The sequence below is a fragment of the Pseudoxanthomonas mexicana genome (genome assembly GCF_001556105.1).
Taxonomy (GTDB): Bacteria; Pseudomonadota; Gammaproteobacteria; order Xanthomonadales; family Xanthomonadaceae; genus Pseudoxanthomonas_A; species Pseudoxanthomonas_A mexicana_A.
The window spans coordinates 70770-86482 of sequence record NZ_LSIF01000060.1 but is presented as its reverse complement, the minus strand read 5'-3'; the positions used below and the strand labels follow the sequence as shown (position 1 = coordinate 86482).

Annotated in this window: 11 protein-coding genes; 6 read left to right on the top strand and 5 right to left on the bottom strand. The window is 67.9% G+C overall.

Annotated elements, in window-relative coordinates; genetic code table 11:
- Positions 1-488: 488 nt before the first annotated feature.
- A complete protein-coding gene (locus AX730_RS10910) occupies positions 489-4094 on the bottom strand; it encodes a methylmalonyl-CoA mutase family protein (protein ID WP_062356137.1) in 3606 nt (1201 codons plus the stop codon).
- 149 nt (positions 4095-4243) lie between these two features.
- Between AX730_RS10910 and AX730_RS10905 the strand changes: the two genes are divergently transcribed.
- Positions 4244-5497, top strand: a complete 1254-nt coding sequence (locus AX730_RS10905; protein ID WP_062356134.1) for a 2OG-Fe(II) oxygenase — start codon at positions 4244-4246, stop codon at positions 5495-5497.
- 7 nt (positions 5498-5504) lie between these two features.
- Here the strand turns inward: AX730_RS10905 and AX730_RS10900 are convergent, their stop codons facing one another.
- Positions 5505-6383 carry an alpha/beta hydrolase gene (locus AX730_RS10900; protein WP_062356132.1) on the bottom strand — a complete coding sequence of 293 codons (879 nt, stop codon included), beginning with the start codon at positions 6381-6383 and terminating at the stop codon, positions 5505-5507.
- A gap of 70 nt (positions 6384-6453) precedes the next feature.
- Positions 6454-7074 carry a TetR/AcrR family transcriptional regulator gene (locus AX730_RS10895; protein WP_062356129.1) on the bottom strand — a complete coding sequence of 207 codons (621 nt, stop codon included), beginning with the start codon at positions 7072-7074 and terminating at the stop codon, positions 6454-6456.
- Between the two features lie 221 nt (positions 7075-7295).
- On the opposite strand from AX730_RS10895, the gene AX730_RS10890 reads away from it, so the two are divergent.
- Positions 7296-8396: a Glu/Leu/Phe/Val dehydrogenase dimerization domain-containing protein gene (locus AX730_RS10890; RefSeq protein WP_062356126.1), complete on the top strand. Its 1101-nt coding sequence runs from the start codon at positions 7296-7298 to the stop codon at positions 8394-8396.
- A 56-nt stretch (positions 8397-8452) separates the two neighbouring features.
- Positions 8453-9625, top strand: a complete 1173-nt coding sequence (locus AX730_RS10885; protein ID WP_062356122.1) for an isovaleryl-CoA dehydrogenase — start codon at positions 8453-8455, stop codon at positions 9623-9625.
- 108 nt (positions 9626-9733) lie between these two features.
- Here the strand turns inward: AX730_RS10885 and AX730_RS10880 are convergent, their stop codons facing one another.
- Positions 9734-12622, bottom strand: a complete 2889-nt coding sequence (locus tag AX730_RS10880; RefSeq protein WP_062356120.1) for an autotransporter serine protease — start codon at positions 12620-12622, stop codon at positions 9734-9736.
- Positions 12623-12685: 63 nt separating this feature from the next.
- On the bottom strand, positions 12686-13459 hold the full coding sequence (locus tag AX730_RS10875; RefSeq protein ID WP_198147155.1) for a DUF2189 domain-containing protein: 774 nt from the start codon (positions 13457-13459) through the stop codon (positions 12686-12688).
- A gap of 127 nt (positions 13460-13586) precedes the next feature.
- Here AX730_RS10875 and AX730_RS10870 point away from each other — a divergent pair, with 127 nt between their 5' ends.
- From AX730_RS10870 to AX730_RS10860, 3 genes are all read left to right on the top strand, one after another.
- On the top strand, positions 13587-14762 hold the full coding sequence (locus AX730_RS10870; RefSeq protein ID WP_062356113.1) for a thiolase family protein: 1176 nt from the start codon (positions 13587-13589) through the stop codon (positions 14760-14762).
- Between the two features lie 172 nt (positions 14763-14934).
- A complete protein-coding gene (locus AX730_RS10865; protein ID WP_062356110.1) occupies positions 14935-15165 on the top strand; it encodes a hypothetical protein in 231 nt (76 codons plus the stop codon).
- 169 nt (positions 15166-15334) lie between these two features.
- Positions 15335-15712 (top strand): hypothetical protein, encoded by a 378-nt coding sequence (locus tag AX730_RS10860; RefSeq protein ID WP_062356107.1) that lies wholly within the window; start codon positions 15335-15337, stop codon positions 15710-15712.
- The last annotated feature ends 1 nt before the right edge of the window (position 15713 follow it).

Sequence of the window (15713 nt, the reverse complement as noted above, 5' to 3'; positions counted from 1 at the left end):
AATGAACCGGGTGCCGACACCTCCGCCACTCCGTTCGCCCCTCACCCGCCTTCGGCACCCTCTCCCCGCTTCGCAGGGCGAGGGGAACAACCACGGACTCCGCAAGTTGGGGTGGCAGATCAGGCATACAGGGAATACCCGCCGACGAACGGTCCGTTAGCAGCCCCTGCAATCTCGCCAGCTGCGACGCGACCTTCTTAGCGTGGGCGCCACAACCAGCCAGAGGAGTCATTGCAACGCCCCGCTACTACGTCAATCGTGAGCAGCAGAACAATGGTGACCATGAAGTTCATACGGACACCTGCGGCTTTCTGCCATCAAGTCGTATAGATCTCGGCATCCACACCACATGCCAGGAGGCGGTGCGGGAAGCCAAGCGCCACTACAGTCAATCCAATGGTTGCTACTGGTGTTCCAGGCCCTGCCACACTTCGTAAACAAGAAACCCGCCGAAAGGCGGGTTTCTCAGTTTGACTTGCCAAACCGGCTTACATATTCCGTCGGTACTCGCCACCCACGTCGTACAGCGCATGGCTGATCTGCCCCAGGCTGTGCGTCTTCACCGCTTCCACCAGTGCGGCGAACACGTTGCGGCGCTCGCGCGCGGTGCGCTGCAGGTAGGCCAGGCCGTGACCGTCGTGGACTTCCGGCTCGGCATGTTCTTCCAGCGCCGAGGCGTGGCTGTGGTCGGTCTCGCCTTCCGGCGCCAGTGCGTTGCGCGAGGCCTGCCAGGCGCGCACGTTGGCGATCTGCTGGCCCTTCTCGTCTTCGGTCGAGCGGATCAGCTCGATCTCGGTGGCGATCTCGCCGCCGTGCTCGCGCGGCAGGAAGGTGTTCACGCCCACCAGCGGCAGGCTGCCGTCGTGCTTCTTGTGCTCGTAGTACAGCGACTCTTCCTGGATCTTGCCGCGCTGGTACATGGTGTCCATCGCGCCGAGCACGCCGCCGCGCTCGCTGATCGCCTCGAACTCCTTGTAGACCGCCTCTTCCACGATGTCGGTGAGCTGGTCGACGACGAAGCTGCCCTGCCACGGGTTCTCGTTGAAGTTCAGCCCCAGCTCCTTGTTGATGATCATCTGGATGGCGACCGCACGGCGCACGCTTTCTTCCGTCGGCGTGGTGATCGCCTCGTCGTAGGCGTTGGTGTGCAGGCTGTTGCAGTTGTCGAACAGCGCGTACAGCGCCTGCAGCGTGGTGCGGATGTCGTTGAACTGGATCTCCTGCGCGTGCAGCGACCGGCCCGACGTCTGGATGTGGTACTTCATCATCTGGCTGCGCTCGTTGGCGCCGTAGCGCTCGCGCATGGCGCGCGCCCAGATGCGGCGGGCAACGCGGCCGATGACGGTGTACTCCGGGTCCATGCCGTTGCTGAAGAAGAACGACAGGTTGGGCGCGAAGTCGTCGATTTTCATGCCGCGGGCCAGGTAGTACTCCACGATGGTGAAGCCGTTGGACAGCGTGAAAGCCAGCTGGCTGATCGGGTTCGCCCCGGCCTCGGCGATGTGGTAGCCGCTGATCGACACCGAGTAGAAGTTGCGCACCGCGTGGTCGACGAAGTACTGCTGGATGTCGCCCATCATGCGCAGCGCGAATTCCGTGCTGAAGATGCAGGTGTTCTGCGCCTGGTCTTCCTTCAGGATGTCGGCCTGCACCGTGCCGCGCACGGTGGCCAGCGTCTCGGCCTTGATGCGCGCGTACGTTTCTTCATCGACCAGCTGGTCGCCGGTGATGCCGAGCAGGCCCAGGCCCAGGCCGGTGTTCGTCGGCGGCAGCTCGCCGTGGTACTGCGGGCGCGCACGGCCTGCGAAGAACGCGTCGATCGTCTTCTGCGCTTCCGCCCAGCGCGCGTCGTCGGCCCGCAGGTACTTCTCCACCTGCTGGTCGATGGCGGTGTTCATGAACATCGCCAGGATCATCGGCGCGGGGCCGTTGATCGTCATCGACACCGAGGTAGTGGGTGCGCACAGGTCGAAGCCGGAGTACAGCTTCTTCATGTCGTCCAGCGTGGGGATGTTGACGCCGGAGTTGCCGATCTTGCCGTAGATGTCCGGGCGCGGCGCCGGGTCTTCGCCGTACAGCGTGACGCTGTCGAAAGCAGTGGACAAGCGCGCGGCCGGCTGGCCGACACTGAGGTAATGGAAGCGACGGTTGGTGCGCTCCGGCGTGCCCTCGCCCGCGAACATGCGGATGGGATCCTCACCGGTGCGGCGGTACGGATACACGCCGCCGGTGTACGGATAGCTGCCGGGCAGGTTTTCCTTCTGCAGGAACGTCAGCAGTTCACCCCAGCCCTGGTACGGCGGCGGTGCGATCTTCGGGATCTGCTGGTGGCTGAGCGATTCGCGGTAGTTCTCGATGCGGATGGTCTTGCCGCGCACCTGGTACTCGTTGACCGGATCGGTGACGGCCTTGTGCCGCGCCGGCCATTCGCGCAGCAGCTTCAGCGCTTCGGACGACAGCGACTGGATGGCGTCGTTGTAGCGCTGGCGGAGGGTCAGCAGGGAACGGTCCACCTGTAGGGCGGGCCTTGGCCCGCCGTCATCGACCTCGTCTGCATCCGGATGGCGGGCCAAGGCCCGCCCTACGAGTGCATCGCCGGCGTAGAGCTCCAGCGCCTTCGGCAGCGCCGGATCCTCGATATCCTTCAGCGCATTCCAGTAATGCTGCGCGCGGCTGGCGGTCTCGGCTTCGGTCTCGATGCGGCGGTTGATGCCGCGGCCCTGCTCGGCGATCTCGGCCAGGTAGCGCACGCGGCTGCCGGGAATCAGCACGGTGGCGCGCGGCTCCTTCAGCTCGGTGTCGAGCGCGGGCGTCCACTTCTCGGCCGGCAGCTGCAGCTTCTCGCGCAGCAGGCGGCACAGGTTGGCGAACATCCAGCTGACGCCGGGATCGTTGAACTGGCTGGCGATGGTGGGATAGACCAGCACCTCGGCGTCCGGGGTCTGGAACGCCACGCGGTTGCGCTTCCACTGCTTGCGCACGTCGCGCAGCGCGTCCTCGGCGCCGCGCTTGTCGTACTTGTTCAGCACGATCAGCTCGGCGAAATCGATCATGTCGATCTTCTCCAGCTGGCTGGCCGCGCCGTAGTCGCTGGTCATCACGTACATGGGGAAGTCGACCAGGTCGACGATCTCCGAATCGCTCTGGCCGATGCCGGCGGTCTCGACGATCACCAGGTCGAAGCCGAGCGACTTCAGGAACGCGATGCAGTCCTTCAGCACGGCATTGGTCGCCACATGCTGGCGGCGCGTGGCCATCGATCGCATGTAGATGCGCTCGCTGCGCAGCGCGTTCATGCGGATGCGGTCGCCGAGCAGCGCGCCGCCGGTGCGGCGGCGGGTCGGATCGACCGAGATCACCGCGATGTGCATCTGCGGGAAGCAGGACAGGAAGCGGTTCATCAGCTCGTCGGTGACCGACGACTTGCCGGCGCCACCGGTACCGGTGATGCCGACTACCGGCGTCAGACGCGCGGGGAACGGCGCGTGCGGGCCCTTGGCCCACTGCGCGCGCAGCTTCTCCAGTTCGGCGTCGGTGTAGCGGCCGTCCTCGATGGCGCTGAGCACGCGGCCGATGCCGGACTCGTCGGTGAGTTTCGGTGCGTTCGGAGCGGCGTCGCGGTCTTCGGCGGCCTGCACGCGGCCTTCCTCGGCGCGCTTGACCACGTCCTGGATCATCTCCACCAGGCCCATCTTCATGCCGTCGTTGGGGTGGTAGATGCGCTCCACGCCGTAGGCCTGCAGCTCGGCGATCTCTTCCGGGGTGATGGTGCCGCCACCGCCGCCGAACACGCGCACATGGCCGGCGCCGCGCTCCTTCAGCATGTCGACCATGTACTTGAAGTACTCGACGTGGCCGCCCTGGTAGCTGGACAGCGCGATGCCGTCGGCGTCTTCCTGCAGCGCGGCGCGGACCACGTCCTCGACGCTGCGGTTGTGGCCCAGGTGGATGACTTCCGCGCCTTCGCCCTGGATCAGGCGGCGCATGATGTTGATGGCGGCGTCGTGCCCGTCGAACAGGCTGGCGGCGGTGACGAAGCGCAACGGCGTGGCGTCGGCCTGTGCGGCGGGAAACTGGCTGGCGGGTGTGCTCACGCGTGCCCTCACTCACGTGCTGATAGACCGCCGATTGTAGCCGTTCGCGTGTGGACACCTCACCAAAGGCATACCAGTGGACACGCGCCGCACACCCTACGGGGGCGTGCGGTCGACGTCCGCGTGCAGGGTTCCGCTACCATCGCCACATGAACGAGGATCCCGATCGCGCCGACGCCTTCGACAACGCGGGTGACCGCACGTTCGCGCAAGCCCGGGCGCTGGTTCTCGCTGGCGCGCACGAGCAGGCCTTCCAGCACTACGTGCAGGCGGCGGACGAAGGCCACGTGCCGTCCACGATCGAAGCGGCACGCATGACCCTCCATGGCGTGGGGACGGACCAGGACATCGCGCGTGCCCACGCGTGGCTGTCTGACGTCGAACCATCGGGACACCCGGCGGCGGCGTACCACCTGGCATGGCTCGGTGCTGGCGGTGTGGCGCTGCCATTCGACACTGCCCTGCAAGCCCGCCTGCTGGCGGCGGCCAATGGCGGGCATCCGTCGGCGCTGCTGGCGCTGGCCGTGTACTTCGGCCACAAAGCCGCCCTGGAGGACCAGCAACGGTGCCTGTTGTTGTTGGAGCAGGCCGCGCACGCAGGCCATGCCGTTGCCGCCATGTTGCTGGCGGAGCGTCTGGCAGCAGGCGAAGGCTGCCGTGCGAATCCTGCGGAAGCGGCGCAGCTGCACGCACAACTGGCGGCGGCGGGCCATCCACGCTTGCCCCGCGTTCCCGGTGATGCGGGCACGCGCTTGTCCGGCTCGCCCGGCGTGCTGGAATTGGGCGACCTCCTGACCACGCCCGCCGCCACGCATCGCTGTGACGCGCCTCGCGTCGCGACCGTCGATGGCTTGCTGTCCGCAGATGAGTGCAGGCTGCTCATCGCCCACAGCCTGCCCAGGCTGAAACGCTCGCGTGCCGTCGATCCTGCAACGGGCCTGCCGCGCGAAGTAGAATTGCGCACGAGCAGCGACGCGACGCACGACCCGATGGGCGAAGACATCGCGGTGCGCCTGGTGCAGGCGCGCATGGCGGCGGCGGCGGGAATTCCGCTGGCGCACGCCGAGCAGCTGACCGTCCTGCGTTACTTGCCCGGCGAGCAATACCGTCCGCATCGCGACTACCTGCCGCCGGGATCGCGTGAAACCGACAAGCCCGAAGCCGGCAACCGCCTGCGCACGATCTGCGTCTACCTCAACACGGTGGGCGCCGGCGGTGCCACCGCATTCCCGCACGGCGCGCTGACCATCGCACCCCGGGCGGGACGCGCGGTCATCTTCGACAACCTGCATGCCGATGGCAGGCCGGACCCTGACAGCCTGCATGCCGGCCTGCCGGTCGAGGCCGGCGAGAAATGGCTGGCGACCCTGTGGATTCGCCAGCGCCCCTATCGGACGCTGTAGTCCCGCTTCAGCACAGGCCGAACGGCAGCGCGCGGGTGGAGACGACGCGCTGGCCGACGGCTTCGCCGCGCAGGAAGCGCAGCGAGGCGTCCAGCGTTTCCGCTGCGATGGTGACGCGGTGATGGCCCAGCCCGGTGGTGCTGAGCAGCGTGGCCTGCGGCCAGTAGCGTGCGTAGCGTTCGCCTTCGCACCACGGCACGTCGGTGTCTTCGAGGTCGTGCACGATCAGGCCGGGCCGCGCGATCTGCGGCGCGGTCGCCTGCGCATGCAACTCGCGGATGTCGTGCGCGGTGAGTTCCTGGTATTCGTCGAACAGGCGCCGGCTGAGGAACTGCGCCAGCCCGACCATCCCGCCGAAGCGGCGCGCGGCATCGAAGGGATCGGCGGCGGGCGCGAGCAGGATGACGCGCTCGGCCTGCAGGCCGCGCGCCATCGCGATCGCCGCCGCCGCGCCGCCCAGCGAATGGCCGACGATCGCCGCCAGCGGGCCGATACTCTCGGCGACGCGGCGTGCGGCCTCGGCGAACATCGGCAGCGTGGCGCGACGACCACTGCTGCGGCCGTGCGCCGGCTGGTCGAACGCGACCACCGCATAGCCGGCACGGCGAAGCGGTTCGACCCACGGCAGGAAGCGCAGGCCGAAGCTCGACCAGCCATGCACCAGCAGGACGGTCGGCTGGTGCTGCGGATCGCCCCAGGTATACGTGGCGAGGCGTTCACGGCCGAACACGAGTTCGCCGATGCGGGCGCCGCCGGTCTCGGCCTGCCGCGCACGCGTGCGGGCGCCCGGCATCGGCGTGCAGAACAACTGGAACGCGCTGGCCAGCGTGCTGCGCGGGGCCAGCCAGCTGCCAACGGCGAAGCGGGCGCTCAGCAGCGGGCGCATCCATGATTTACGAACGGTCGTGCTATTCCGTGGGACAGCGACAGCGGCCATGACGGCACCTCGTGAAGACTCAGGCGGTGGGGGAAGGAACGGCGGCGCCGTAGGACGCCAGCAGGCGGTCCAGCGAACGGCGGGCAAGCAACGGCGCCTGCTCGGCGTCGTAGAGGCGGGCATCGTGCAGGCCCTGGGCGATGGCGAACAGTTCGAACGCCAGCAGCACGGGATCGGTATCACGCGACAACTCGCCGGTCTCGACGCACATGCCGATCGCCTTCATCAGCTGCTGGCGCAGCTGCAGCAGCCAACTGACGATACGGTCGTGCAGCAGGCCAGGGCGGGCGTCGTACTCATGGGCGGCGGCCAGGATCACGCAGCCGTCGGGGTTGTCGCAGACCCAGCGGAACCAGTTCTCCATGATCGCGCGCAACCGCGGCAGGCCGCGCGGCAGCCCGACCGCCGGGGCGATCACGGCGCGGGCGTAACGCTCGGCTGTCCACTCCAGCACGGTCAGCTGCAGGTCCTCGCGCGAGCCGAAGTGGGCGAACACGCCGCTCTTGGACATCCCGGCCGCCGTGGCCAGTTCGCCGATGGACAACCCCTCCAGCCCGTTGCGCGCGGCGATGTCGTAGGCCCGCGCGACGATCATTTCGCGGGTGGCGTTGCCCTTGTGGGTGGCGGCTTGCGGTGTCATGCAAACAGGAATAGCACGGTCGTTCGATTCCAGCAATGGCCCGGACGTCACCCCGGCCCGACCACCGACCGTCATCTCGCCGCAGACCGATTGGATTAGACTGGCGCCCTGCGACGACCACGGCACGATCCGGAAACGTCGCTTTTTTCTTTTCTGACCACCCGTTAGCCGCCCAGAAGGCAAGCCCGCGCCGGTCCCCACCCGCGCACCGGAGCCCACCCATGATCTTCGAAACCCTCGATACCTCTGGCCACGAACAGGTCGTCTTCTGCCACAACCCGGACGCCGGGCTGAAGGCCATCATCGCCATCCACAGCACCGTGCTTGGCCCCGCGCTGGGCGGCGTGCGCATGCGGCCCTACGCCGACAGCGCGCTGGCGCTGAACGACGCGCTGCGCCTGAGCCGCACCATGACCTACAAGAACGCGCTGGCCGGCCTGAACGTCGGCGGCGGCAAGGCGGTCATCATCGGCGACAGCAGCGCGGACAAGACCGAGGTGCTGTTCCGCAGCTTCGGCCGGTACGTCGACTCGCTGGGTGGCCGCTACATCACCGCCGAAGACGTCGGCACCGACGTCAACGACATGGAAAACGTCTACCGCGAGACCGAATACGTGGTCGGCGTGCACCAGGTGCATGGCGGCTCCGGCGACCCGGCCCCGTTCACCGCCTACGGTGCGCTGCAGGGCCTGATGGCCACGTTGAACCGCAAGTTCGGCAACGAGGAGATCGGCAAGTACAGCTTCGCCGTGCAGGGCCTTGGCCACATCGGCATGGAGTACGTGAAGCTGCTGAAGGAGCGCGGCGCCAAGCTGTTCGTCACCGACCTCAACCCGGCGCTGGTCGAGCACGCGGTGGAGGAATACGGCGCCGAGGCCGTCAAGCCGGACGAGATCTACGACCTGCCGGTCGACGTGTTCAGCCCCTGCGCGCTGGAGTACGCGATCAACGAGCAGACCCTGCCCCGCCTGAAGGCCAAGATCATCTGCGGGACCGCCAACAACCAGATGTCGCACGTCACCGGCGTGGAAGCCGCCAAGCGCGGCATCCTGTATGCGCCGGACTACGCGGTGAACGCGGGCGGCGTGATGAACGTGTCGCTGGAGATCGACGGCTACAACCGCGAGCGCGCGATGCGCATGATGCGGACGATCTACCACACCGTCGGCAGGATCTTCGACCTGGCGGAGAAGGAAAACATCGCGCCGCAGTACGCGGCCGACCGCATCGCCGAAGCGCGGATGACCGCGATCGGCAAGCTCAAGCTGCCGCTGGGCCGTACGGCCCCGCGCTTCATGGGCCATCTGCGCGGCGAACACTGACGCAGGACGTTACACACACAACCTGGAAGTTGGGCCGCAACAGGAGGGAGGACCGAATGCGACCGGATACCGTCAGCGGGTTTCCGCTGGGCGAAGAATTGGATGCGCTGCGCGACGCCGTGCAGCGATTCGCGCAGACCGAGATCGCGCCGCGTGCGGCGCAGATCGACCACGACAACGTCTTTCCGCAGGACCTGTGGCCCAAGCTGGGCGAACTGGGCCTGCTGGGCATCACCGTCGATCCCGAGTTCGGCGGCAGCGGCATGGGCTACCTGGCCCACCTGATCGCGATGGAAGAGATTTCGCGCGCCTCGGGCTCGGTCGGCCTGAGCTACGGCGCGCATTCCAACCTGTGCGTGTCGAACCTCTATCTCAACGGCAACGCCGCGCTGCGCGCCAGGTACCTGCCGAAGCTGTGCAGCGGCGAGTGGAAGGGCGCGCTGGCGATGAGCGAACCGGGCGCCGGTTCGGACGTGGTCGGCTCGATGAGCTGTCGCGCCGAACTCAAGGACGGCGTGTGGGTCGCCAACGGCAACAAGATGTGGATCACCAACGGGCCGGAAGCGGACGTGCTGCTGGTGTACATGCGTACGGCAGGCAAGGACGCAGGCAGCAAGTGCATGACCGCCTTCATCGTCGAGCGCGGCATGAAGGGCTTCTCCACCGCGCAGAAGCTGGACAAGCTGGGCATGCGCGGCAGCAACACCTGCGAGCTGGTGTTCGAGAACTGCGAGATCCCGGCTGAGAACGTGCTCGGTGAAGTCAACCACGGCGTGCGCGTGCTGATGAGCGGCCTCAACACCGAACGCCTGGTGCTGAGCGGCGGCCCGATCGGTCTGATGCAGTCGGCACTCGACATCACCCTGCCCTACGTGCGCGAACGCAAGCAGTTCGATGCCGCCATCGGCACGTTCGGCCTGATGCAGGGCAAGCTGGCCGACATGTACACCGCGCTGCAATCGAGCCGCGCCTTCGCCTACCAGGTGGCGCGCGGGTTCGACGAAGGCCAGGGATCGCGTGCCGCCGCCGCCGGCTGCCTGCTGCATGCCTCGGAAGCCGCGGTGCAGGTCACGCTGGAAGCGATCCAGTCGCTCGGCGGCAACGGTTACATCAACGAGTACCCGGCGGGCCGCCTGCTGCGCGATGCCAAGCTCTACGCCATCGGCGCCGGCACCAACGAGATCCGCCGGATGCTGATCGGGCGGGAACTGTTCGACGGGCGGGGCTGACCGGCCCGTCGATGCAGCAGGGTGGGCCTTGGCCCACCGTCTTGTTCACCGCGGGCGATGGGCGATGGCGGGCGTGAGCCCGCCGTGCGTGGCACGCACGGCGCGCCGTCAGAATCCCACGCGCAACCGCGACGACCACTGCCTGTCGCTACGTTCGTCGCTGCCGTTGCGCAGGTCGTAGCCGAAGGACAGCATCGTCCTTCGCGAGGGCGACAGGTCGAGTGCGACGCCCATGCGCGTGCTGCTGCGCTCCGCCAGCGCCAGCGGCGCCCAACTGTCCACCCCGACAAAGCTGGCGTCCACCTGCAGACCTCGCCCATCCAGCGTGCGTTGCCATTCGGCGTAGGCCTGCACGGACACGGTACCCAGTGCTGACGTTTCCCAGCCACGGTAGGCGCGTGCGCCTGCCAGCGCCTGCAGTCGGTCGGTGCGGCTGTCGCGCGTCGTCAGGCCGAAGCCCTCCGCGCCCAGCTCGATGAAGCCATCGCGTTGCAGGCGGGTGAACTCCATGCCGGCATACGGCGACAGCCACGCCCGTGCATTGCCGATACGGCGCCCCGCCTCCACGCTCGCGGTGAAGTAGCGGCCGGCGTAACCGCTGGCCACGCCCTGCATCTTGTCGCCGACCAGCAGGCCGCGATCGATCTGCCGGTCGAAACGCCCTGCACCGAGCAGGCCGACCACATGCGTGCCATTCCAGTCGCTGCCGGCGTAGGCGAGTGCCTGGGTCTGGCGGTCGCGGCCGCGGTCACGACCCGCCTGCGCGCCGCCACTGGCGCGCGCCTCGCCGAACGCCATGCCGGCGAAGCCGTGACGGCCCAGCTGCCCATCGCTACCCAGCAGCCAGCCATCGGCCTGGTAACGCGCCACGCCCAGCGCGCCCTGCCCCGGTGCGCCCAGGGCCCGGGACCAATCGGAACCGCCGTCGCGACGCGACGCGTGCTGTTCCGCACGCGCACCCAGCGCGCGGCGTCCGGCACCGATCAAGTCGTAGGTCATCGCATCGGCGACCGCATGCAGGTCGCCGGACAGGCTGCGCAGCGAGGCGTCGGCTGCAGCCACGCTGCCCACCTGCTGGAATGCACCGGCGCCATCGATGAAGCCCTGCCCGATGCCCAGGGGACTCTGCCCCGCCAACTGTCCGTCGATGGCCGACATGGCCGCCTCCATCCGGATGGCCGATGTCTGCGTCGACTTCGGCAGCGACAGCCCGGCGATGGCGCGCGACACGTCGATGCGCTTGATGTCCAGGTACACGTTGTTCGTGTCGTAGGCGAGTGCCGCCTCGAGGAACACGCTGGGGGCCGCCTTCAGGCTGCTGAAGCGACCGATGATCTGCGACGAGTTCAGCAGCACCTCGCGGGCCGACGTGATGTAGCCGCTTTTCACGCCAAGCACGCTGATCTGGCCATCGAGACGCGCCTCGATCGAGGCACTGAACGGATTGCCCAGCCACACGCCGAGGTTGCCAGTCGGTCCCTGCGCGAAGCGGTAGGCACCGACCGTGTTGTTGGCCGCGACCAGGTAGGTGCCGTTGTTGTTGACCGACGATGCGTAGCCGCCCGACCAGACCGTAGCGCCCTGGCTGACATGGATGTTGGAAAACGCGTTGCCGTTCACCAGGTACAGGCTGCCTGCCTCGACCCGGGTGTCTCCGGTGTAGAAGGTACGGTCGGCCAGGATCAATGTCCCCGATCCCTGCTTGATCAGTCCACCAGCACCGGAGATGGCATTGCGCCACACCGACGTCCCGGTGAACGACACGCTGACGTCGCCCCATGCGAACTGCGCGGGTCCATTCGCCGCGCGCCCCACGTCCAGCAATCCCCACCCGAACTCTGGATCGACGCCGGTCGCGCCCAGGTCGCGTGCGGTGCCCAGCAAGGTCTGTCTCACCAAGTCATTGTTGAAGTACGGGAACGCGGACCATACGACGGCCGCCGCCCCCGACACCTGTGGCGCCGCATACGACGTGCCGCCACCCCGATAGAGGTCATAGCTGGCATCGCCCGTGCGCGCATCGGGATCGATGAACACCACGTTGCCCGGCGCCGCCAGGCAATAGTTCATGGCGATGCCGCAGGCCTGGGAATAGTCGGTAAGCCTGAGCGGGTTGTCCGGATCCAGTGCCGCCACCGTCAGCCAGCCCCGCTCCAGATCGGCCGCCGCGGCCGACAGGCTGGGCAACGCGGCGTTGTCGGACGGGTTGGCGCGCAGCGCGGCGGTGTCGCCGGCGTTGCCGTTGGCGAACACGATCAGGCCGCCACGGCCGATGACGAAGTCGCGGTAAGCCGCCGCCAGTTCGGTCGTCAGTGCGGCATCGTTCCAGTACAGGCCGCCCCAGGAATTGTTGATGATCCGCGCGCCCGCCCCGGCCAACTGGCTGTTGATGCTGCGGAAGAAATCGCCGTATCCCTGGCCGGCAGTGATCTCGTTGCCCTCGCCGGTACCGTCGTCGTCGGGGCGCGTGTCGTTGATGATGCGCGAGGACACGATGGTGGCGCCGGGCGCGACACCTCCGCCCCAGTTGCCGATACCGCGACCTGCGGCGATCTGCGCCACAACGGTGCCATGACCCACCACATCGTCGAGGCTGGTGTTGTTGGTGGCGGGATTGACGTTGACGAAGTTGGCGTTGACCCGGCCACTCAGGGCGGGATGGTTGCGGTTGACGCCGGTGTCGACGAAACCGATGGTCACGCCTTGCCCGGTCAACCCCGCGCCCAGCGAACCGGCCGCTCCGATCAGCTGCAGGTGCTGGCTGTACTGGGGCAGGCTCGCGGGGGGCGCCTGCGTCGGCACCGAGGGCGGATTCACTTGGGTCAACGACGCATCGATGGGCACGTTCGGCGTGAATCCCGTGCCTGTCGGCGGCGGCGGATCCGGACGCACCGCCGAGCCTCCACCACCGCCCCCGCACGCGGCCAGCATCAGTGCGAGCATCCCCATGCCTGCCGCGCGCGCGCGGACGGGCGAGCCGTCATGCGATCCCTTCATCCCCGTTCTCCCTCATGGTAGCGGTGCACCCCTGCATCGCCCGAACCGACTTTACCGCGTGGCCTACTCCAATGCAGCCCAGGCGGACGCGTCGAGTGTCTCCCGGTAGCCGTGCCAGCTGGCGTACGCCAGCCAGGGCATGAGCAGGCCCAGGCCCAGCAGCGCGGTGGCGAAACCGATCGCCGTCAGCGACACCAGCAGCAGTCCCCAGAGGACCATCACGCGCTTGTTGCGCATCACGGCGTGCACGCTGGAGACCGCGGCGGTGACCATGTCCACATCGCGGTCGGCGATCATCGGTAGCGAGAAGGCGGTGACGGCGAAGGTGAGCGCCGCGAACACCGCGCCTACCGCCGAGCCCAGCGCCAGGAACTCCCAGAACGCGGTCGGGTCGCTGCCATCGAAAGGGAAGAATGCGCTGACCATCATGCCGGCGCGCGACCACAGCAGGATGATCACGCCCTGCCCCAGCGCATACACCCCCGCCTGGCCCAGCACGCGCTTCGCCAGCACGAACGAATCGCGCAGGCGCGGCGTGCGCCCCTGTTCCAGCGCCCGGCTGACGCAATACAGGCCCACGCAGAGCAGTGGCGCCACGAACACGAATCCCGACAGCAGCGTCGCCAGCAGCGCGAACCGCCCCAGCAGATAGGCCAGCCAGGAGATGCCCAGGCTGACCAGCACGATCACCATGCCGAACAGCAGGGTCAGCCCAGGTGCGCGGCGCACATCACGCCAACCGGCGCGCAACCAGCGCCAAGGCGCGCCGGCGTCGAGCTCCGCGCACGGCACGACGAAGGGCCGTGCGGCCGGTTCTGTCGATGATCCTTCCGTCATGCGTCCTCCCCTGGCCGCCAGCATACGCCCGCCGCAGAAGGACGCGTGGCCCCGTACCAACGTCCGATTTGCCCGCCGTCGGGCCGGGGCGGGATAATCGGGACCTCACTCCACGCGGGAAGTCTCCATGTCCGACATCGTCATCGCCGCCGCCAAGCGCACCGCCATCGGCTCGTTCCTTGGCCAGTTCAACGGTGTTCCCACCCCGACGCTGGGTGCCGCCGCCATCGCGGCAGCGCTGGAGCAGTCCGGCATTCCCGCCACCGACGTGTCCGAGGTCATCATGGGCTGCGTGCTGCCGGCCAACCTGGGCCAGGCGCCCGCGCGCCAGGCGTCGCGCGCGGCCGGCATCCCCGATGCCGCCGGCGCGACGACCATCAACAAGGTCTGCGGCTCGGGCATGAAGGCGATCATGCTGGGGCATGACCTGATCAAGGCCGGCTCGGCCAGCATCGTGGTCGCGGGTGGCATGGAATCGATGAGCAATGCACCGCACCTGATTCCCAATTCGCGCACCGGCAATCGCTACGGCAACTTCCAGGCGGTCGACCACATGGCGTGGGACGGCCTGACCAGCCCGTACGACGGCCAGCCGATGGGGGTGTTCGCCGAGGCCACCGTGGCCAAGTTCGGCTTCACCCGCGAAGAACAGGATGCTTACTCGATCGAATCGGTCACCCGTGCGCAGGCCGCGCAGGCCGCGGGCGCGTTCAACGACGAAATCGTTCCTGTGAAGGTCGCCACCCGCAAGGGCGAGGTCGAGGTCGCCACCGACGAACAGCCGGGCAAGTCCGACCTCGCCAAGATCCCCACGCTGAAGCCGGCCTTCAAGAAGGATGGCACCGTCACCGCCGCCAGTTCTTCCAGCATCTCCGACGGCGCCGCCGCCACGGTCCTGCTGAGCGCTGACGAAGCTGCGAAACGCGGCCTGCAACCGCTGGCGAAGATCGTCGGCCACGCCACCTATTCGCAGGCGCCGGAGTGGTTCACCACCGCCCCGGTCGCCGCCATCGACAAGCTGCTCAAGCAGGTCGGCTGGACCGTGGACCAGGTGGACCTGTTCGAGATCAACGAAGCGTTCGCCGTGGTGGCGATGGCGCCGATCAAGGAACTGGGCATCCCGCACGCCAAGGTCAACGTCAATGGCGGCGCCTGCGCCCTGGGACATCCGATCGGCGCGTCGGGTGCCCGCCTGGTGGTCACCCTGGTCAATGCGCTGCGGGTGCGCGGCGCCAAGCGCGGTATCGCCACCCTGTGCATCGGCGGCGGCGAAGCGACCGCGATCGCGGTCGAGGTCGTCTGACCGGTTTTGCGCAGTTCCGGGGGCGGCGCGGGAGGATTTCGCTCCGCCCATAGGAATTAACAACGGATTGACAAAGATAACCGGCCAGCCGCTTGACACGGGTAACGGGCTTGTCATCATGTTGCAGGCGCGCAATTGCGCGTTGCCTAACTAACGACGAGGAAATGCAACGATGACCATGAACAAGGCTCTGATCGCGCTGGCTCTGGGTTTCGCCCTGGCTGCGTGCTCGAACCAGGAACAGGCTGCCGACGCCGCTGCTGACGCCGCCGCGACCGCCGCGACCGACGCTGCTGCCGCCACCACGACGGAAGCCGCTGACGCTGCTGCCGACGCCGCTGCCCAGGCTGCCGACACCGCCGAAGCCGCGACCGACGCTGCCAAGGAAGCCACCAAGCAGTAATCTGCTGGCGGTTGCCTGATTTAGCGTTAAACTGAGAAGGCCGCCAGTTCACTGGCGGCCTTTTCTGTATCCGGGCTTGGCTCCCCGGTTCGCCACCTCGGTTCGAGGACGAACGGACGTCGTCATCCCGGCGCCACCTTCTTCCACACCTACCGATTTGGGGATCCACATGAAGATCAAGACCACCGTCCTGCTGGCTGCCGCCGTCCTGGCCCTCAGCGCCTGCTCAAAGAGCGAAACCGCCGACCAGGCCGCTGCAGACGCCGCTGCCGCCGCCGACCAGGCCGCCACGGCTGCGGGTGATGCCGCGTCCGCCGCCGGCGACGCCGCTGCTGCTGCGGGCGACGCCGCTGCCGCCGCGACCACCGACGCTGCTGCCGCCGCCACCGCCGCCGCTTCCGACGCTGCTGCCGCGACCGAAGCCGCTGCCACCGACGCCGCTGCTGCTGCTGCCTCGGCCACCGCCGATGCCGCCCAGGCAACCGCCGACAAGGCCGCCGAAGTCGCCGGCAAGGCCGAAGCCAAGGCTGACGAAGCCAAGCACTAAT

Excerpts from the sequence above, each read along its gene's own strand:
- AX730_RS10865 (WP_062356110.1), top strand. The coding sequence starts at position 14,935 with ATGACCATGAACAAGGCTCTGATCGCGCTGGCTCTGGGTTTCGCCCTG.
- AX730_RS10870 (WP_062356113.1), top strand. The coding sequence starts at position 13,587 with ATGTCCGACATCGTCATCGCCGCCGCCAAGCGCACCGCCATCGGCTCG.
- AX730_RS10900 (WP_062356132.1), bottom strand. The coding sequence starts at position 6,383 with ATGCGCCCGCTGCTGAGCGCCCGCTTCGCCGTTGGCAGCTGGCTGGCC.
- AX730_RS10895 (WP_062356129.1), bottom strand. The coding sequence starts at position 7,074 with ATGACACCGCAAGCCGCCACCCACAAGGGCAACGCCACCCGCGAAATG.
- AX730_RS10885 (WP_062356122.1), top strand. The coding sequence starts at position 8,453 with ATGCGACCGGATACCGTCAGCGGGTTTCCGCTGGGCGAAGAATTGGAT.
- AX730_RS10905 (WP_062356134.1), top strand. The coding sequence starts at position 4,244 with ATGAACGAGGATCCCGATCGCGCCGACGCCTTCGACAACGCGGGTGAC.
- AX730_RS10875 (WP_198147155.1), bottom strand. The coding sequence starts at position 13,459 with ATGACGGAAGGATCATCGACAGAACCGGCCGCACGGCCCTTCGTCGTG.
- AX730_RS10880 (WP_062356120.1), bottom strand. The coding sequence starts at position 12,622 with ATGAAGGGATCGCATGACGGCTCGCCCGTCCGCGCGCGCGCGGCAGGC.
- AX730_RS10890 (WP_062356126.1), top strand. The coding sequence starts at position 7,296 with ATGATCTTCGAAACCCTCGATACCTCTGGCCACGAACAGGTCGTCTTC.
- AX730_RS10860 (WP_062356107.1), top strand. The coding sequence starts at position 15,335 with ATGAAGATCAAGACCACCGTCCTGCTGGCTGCCGCCGTCCTGGCCCTC.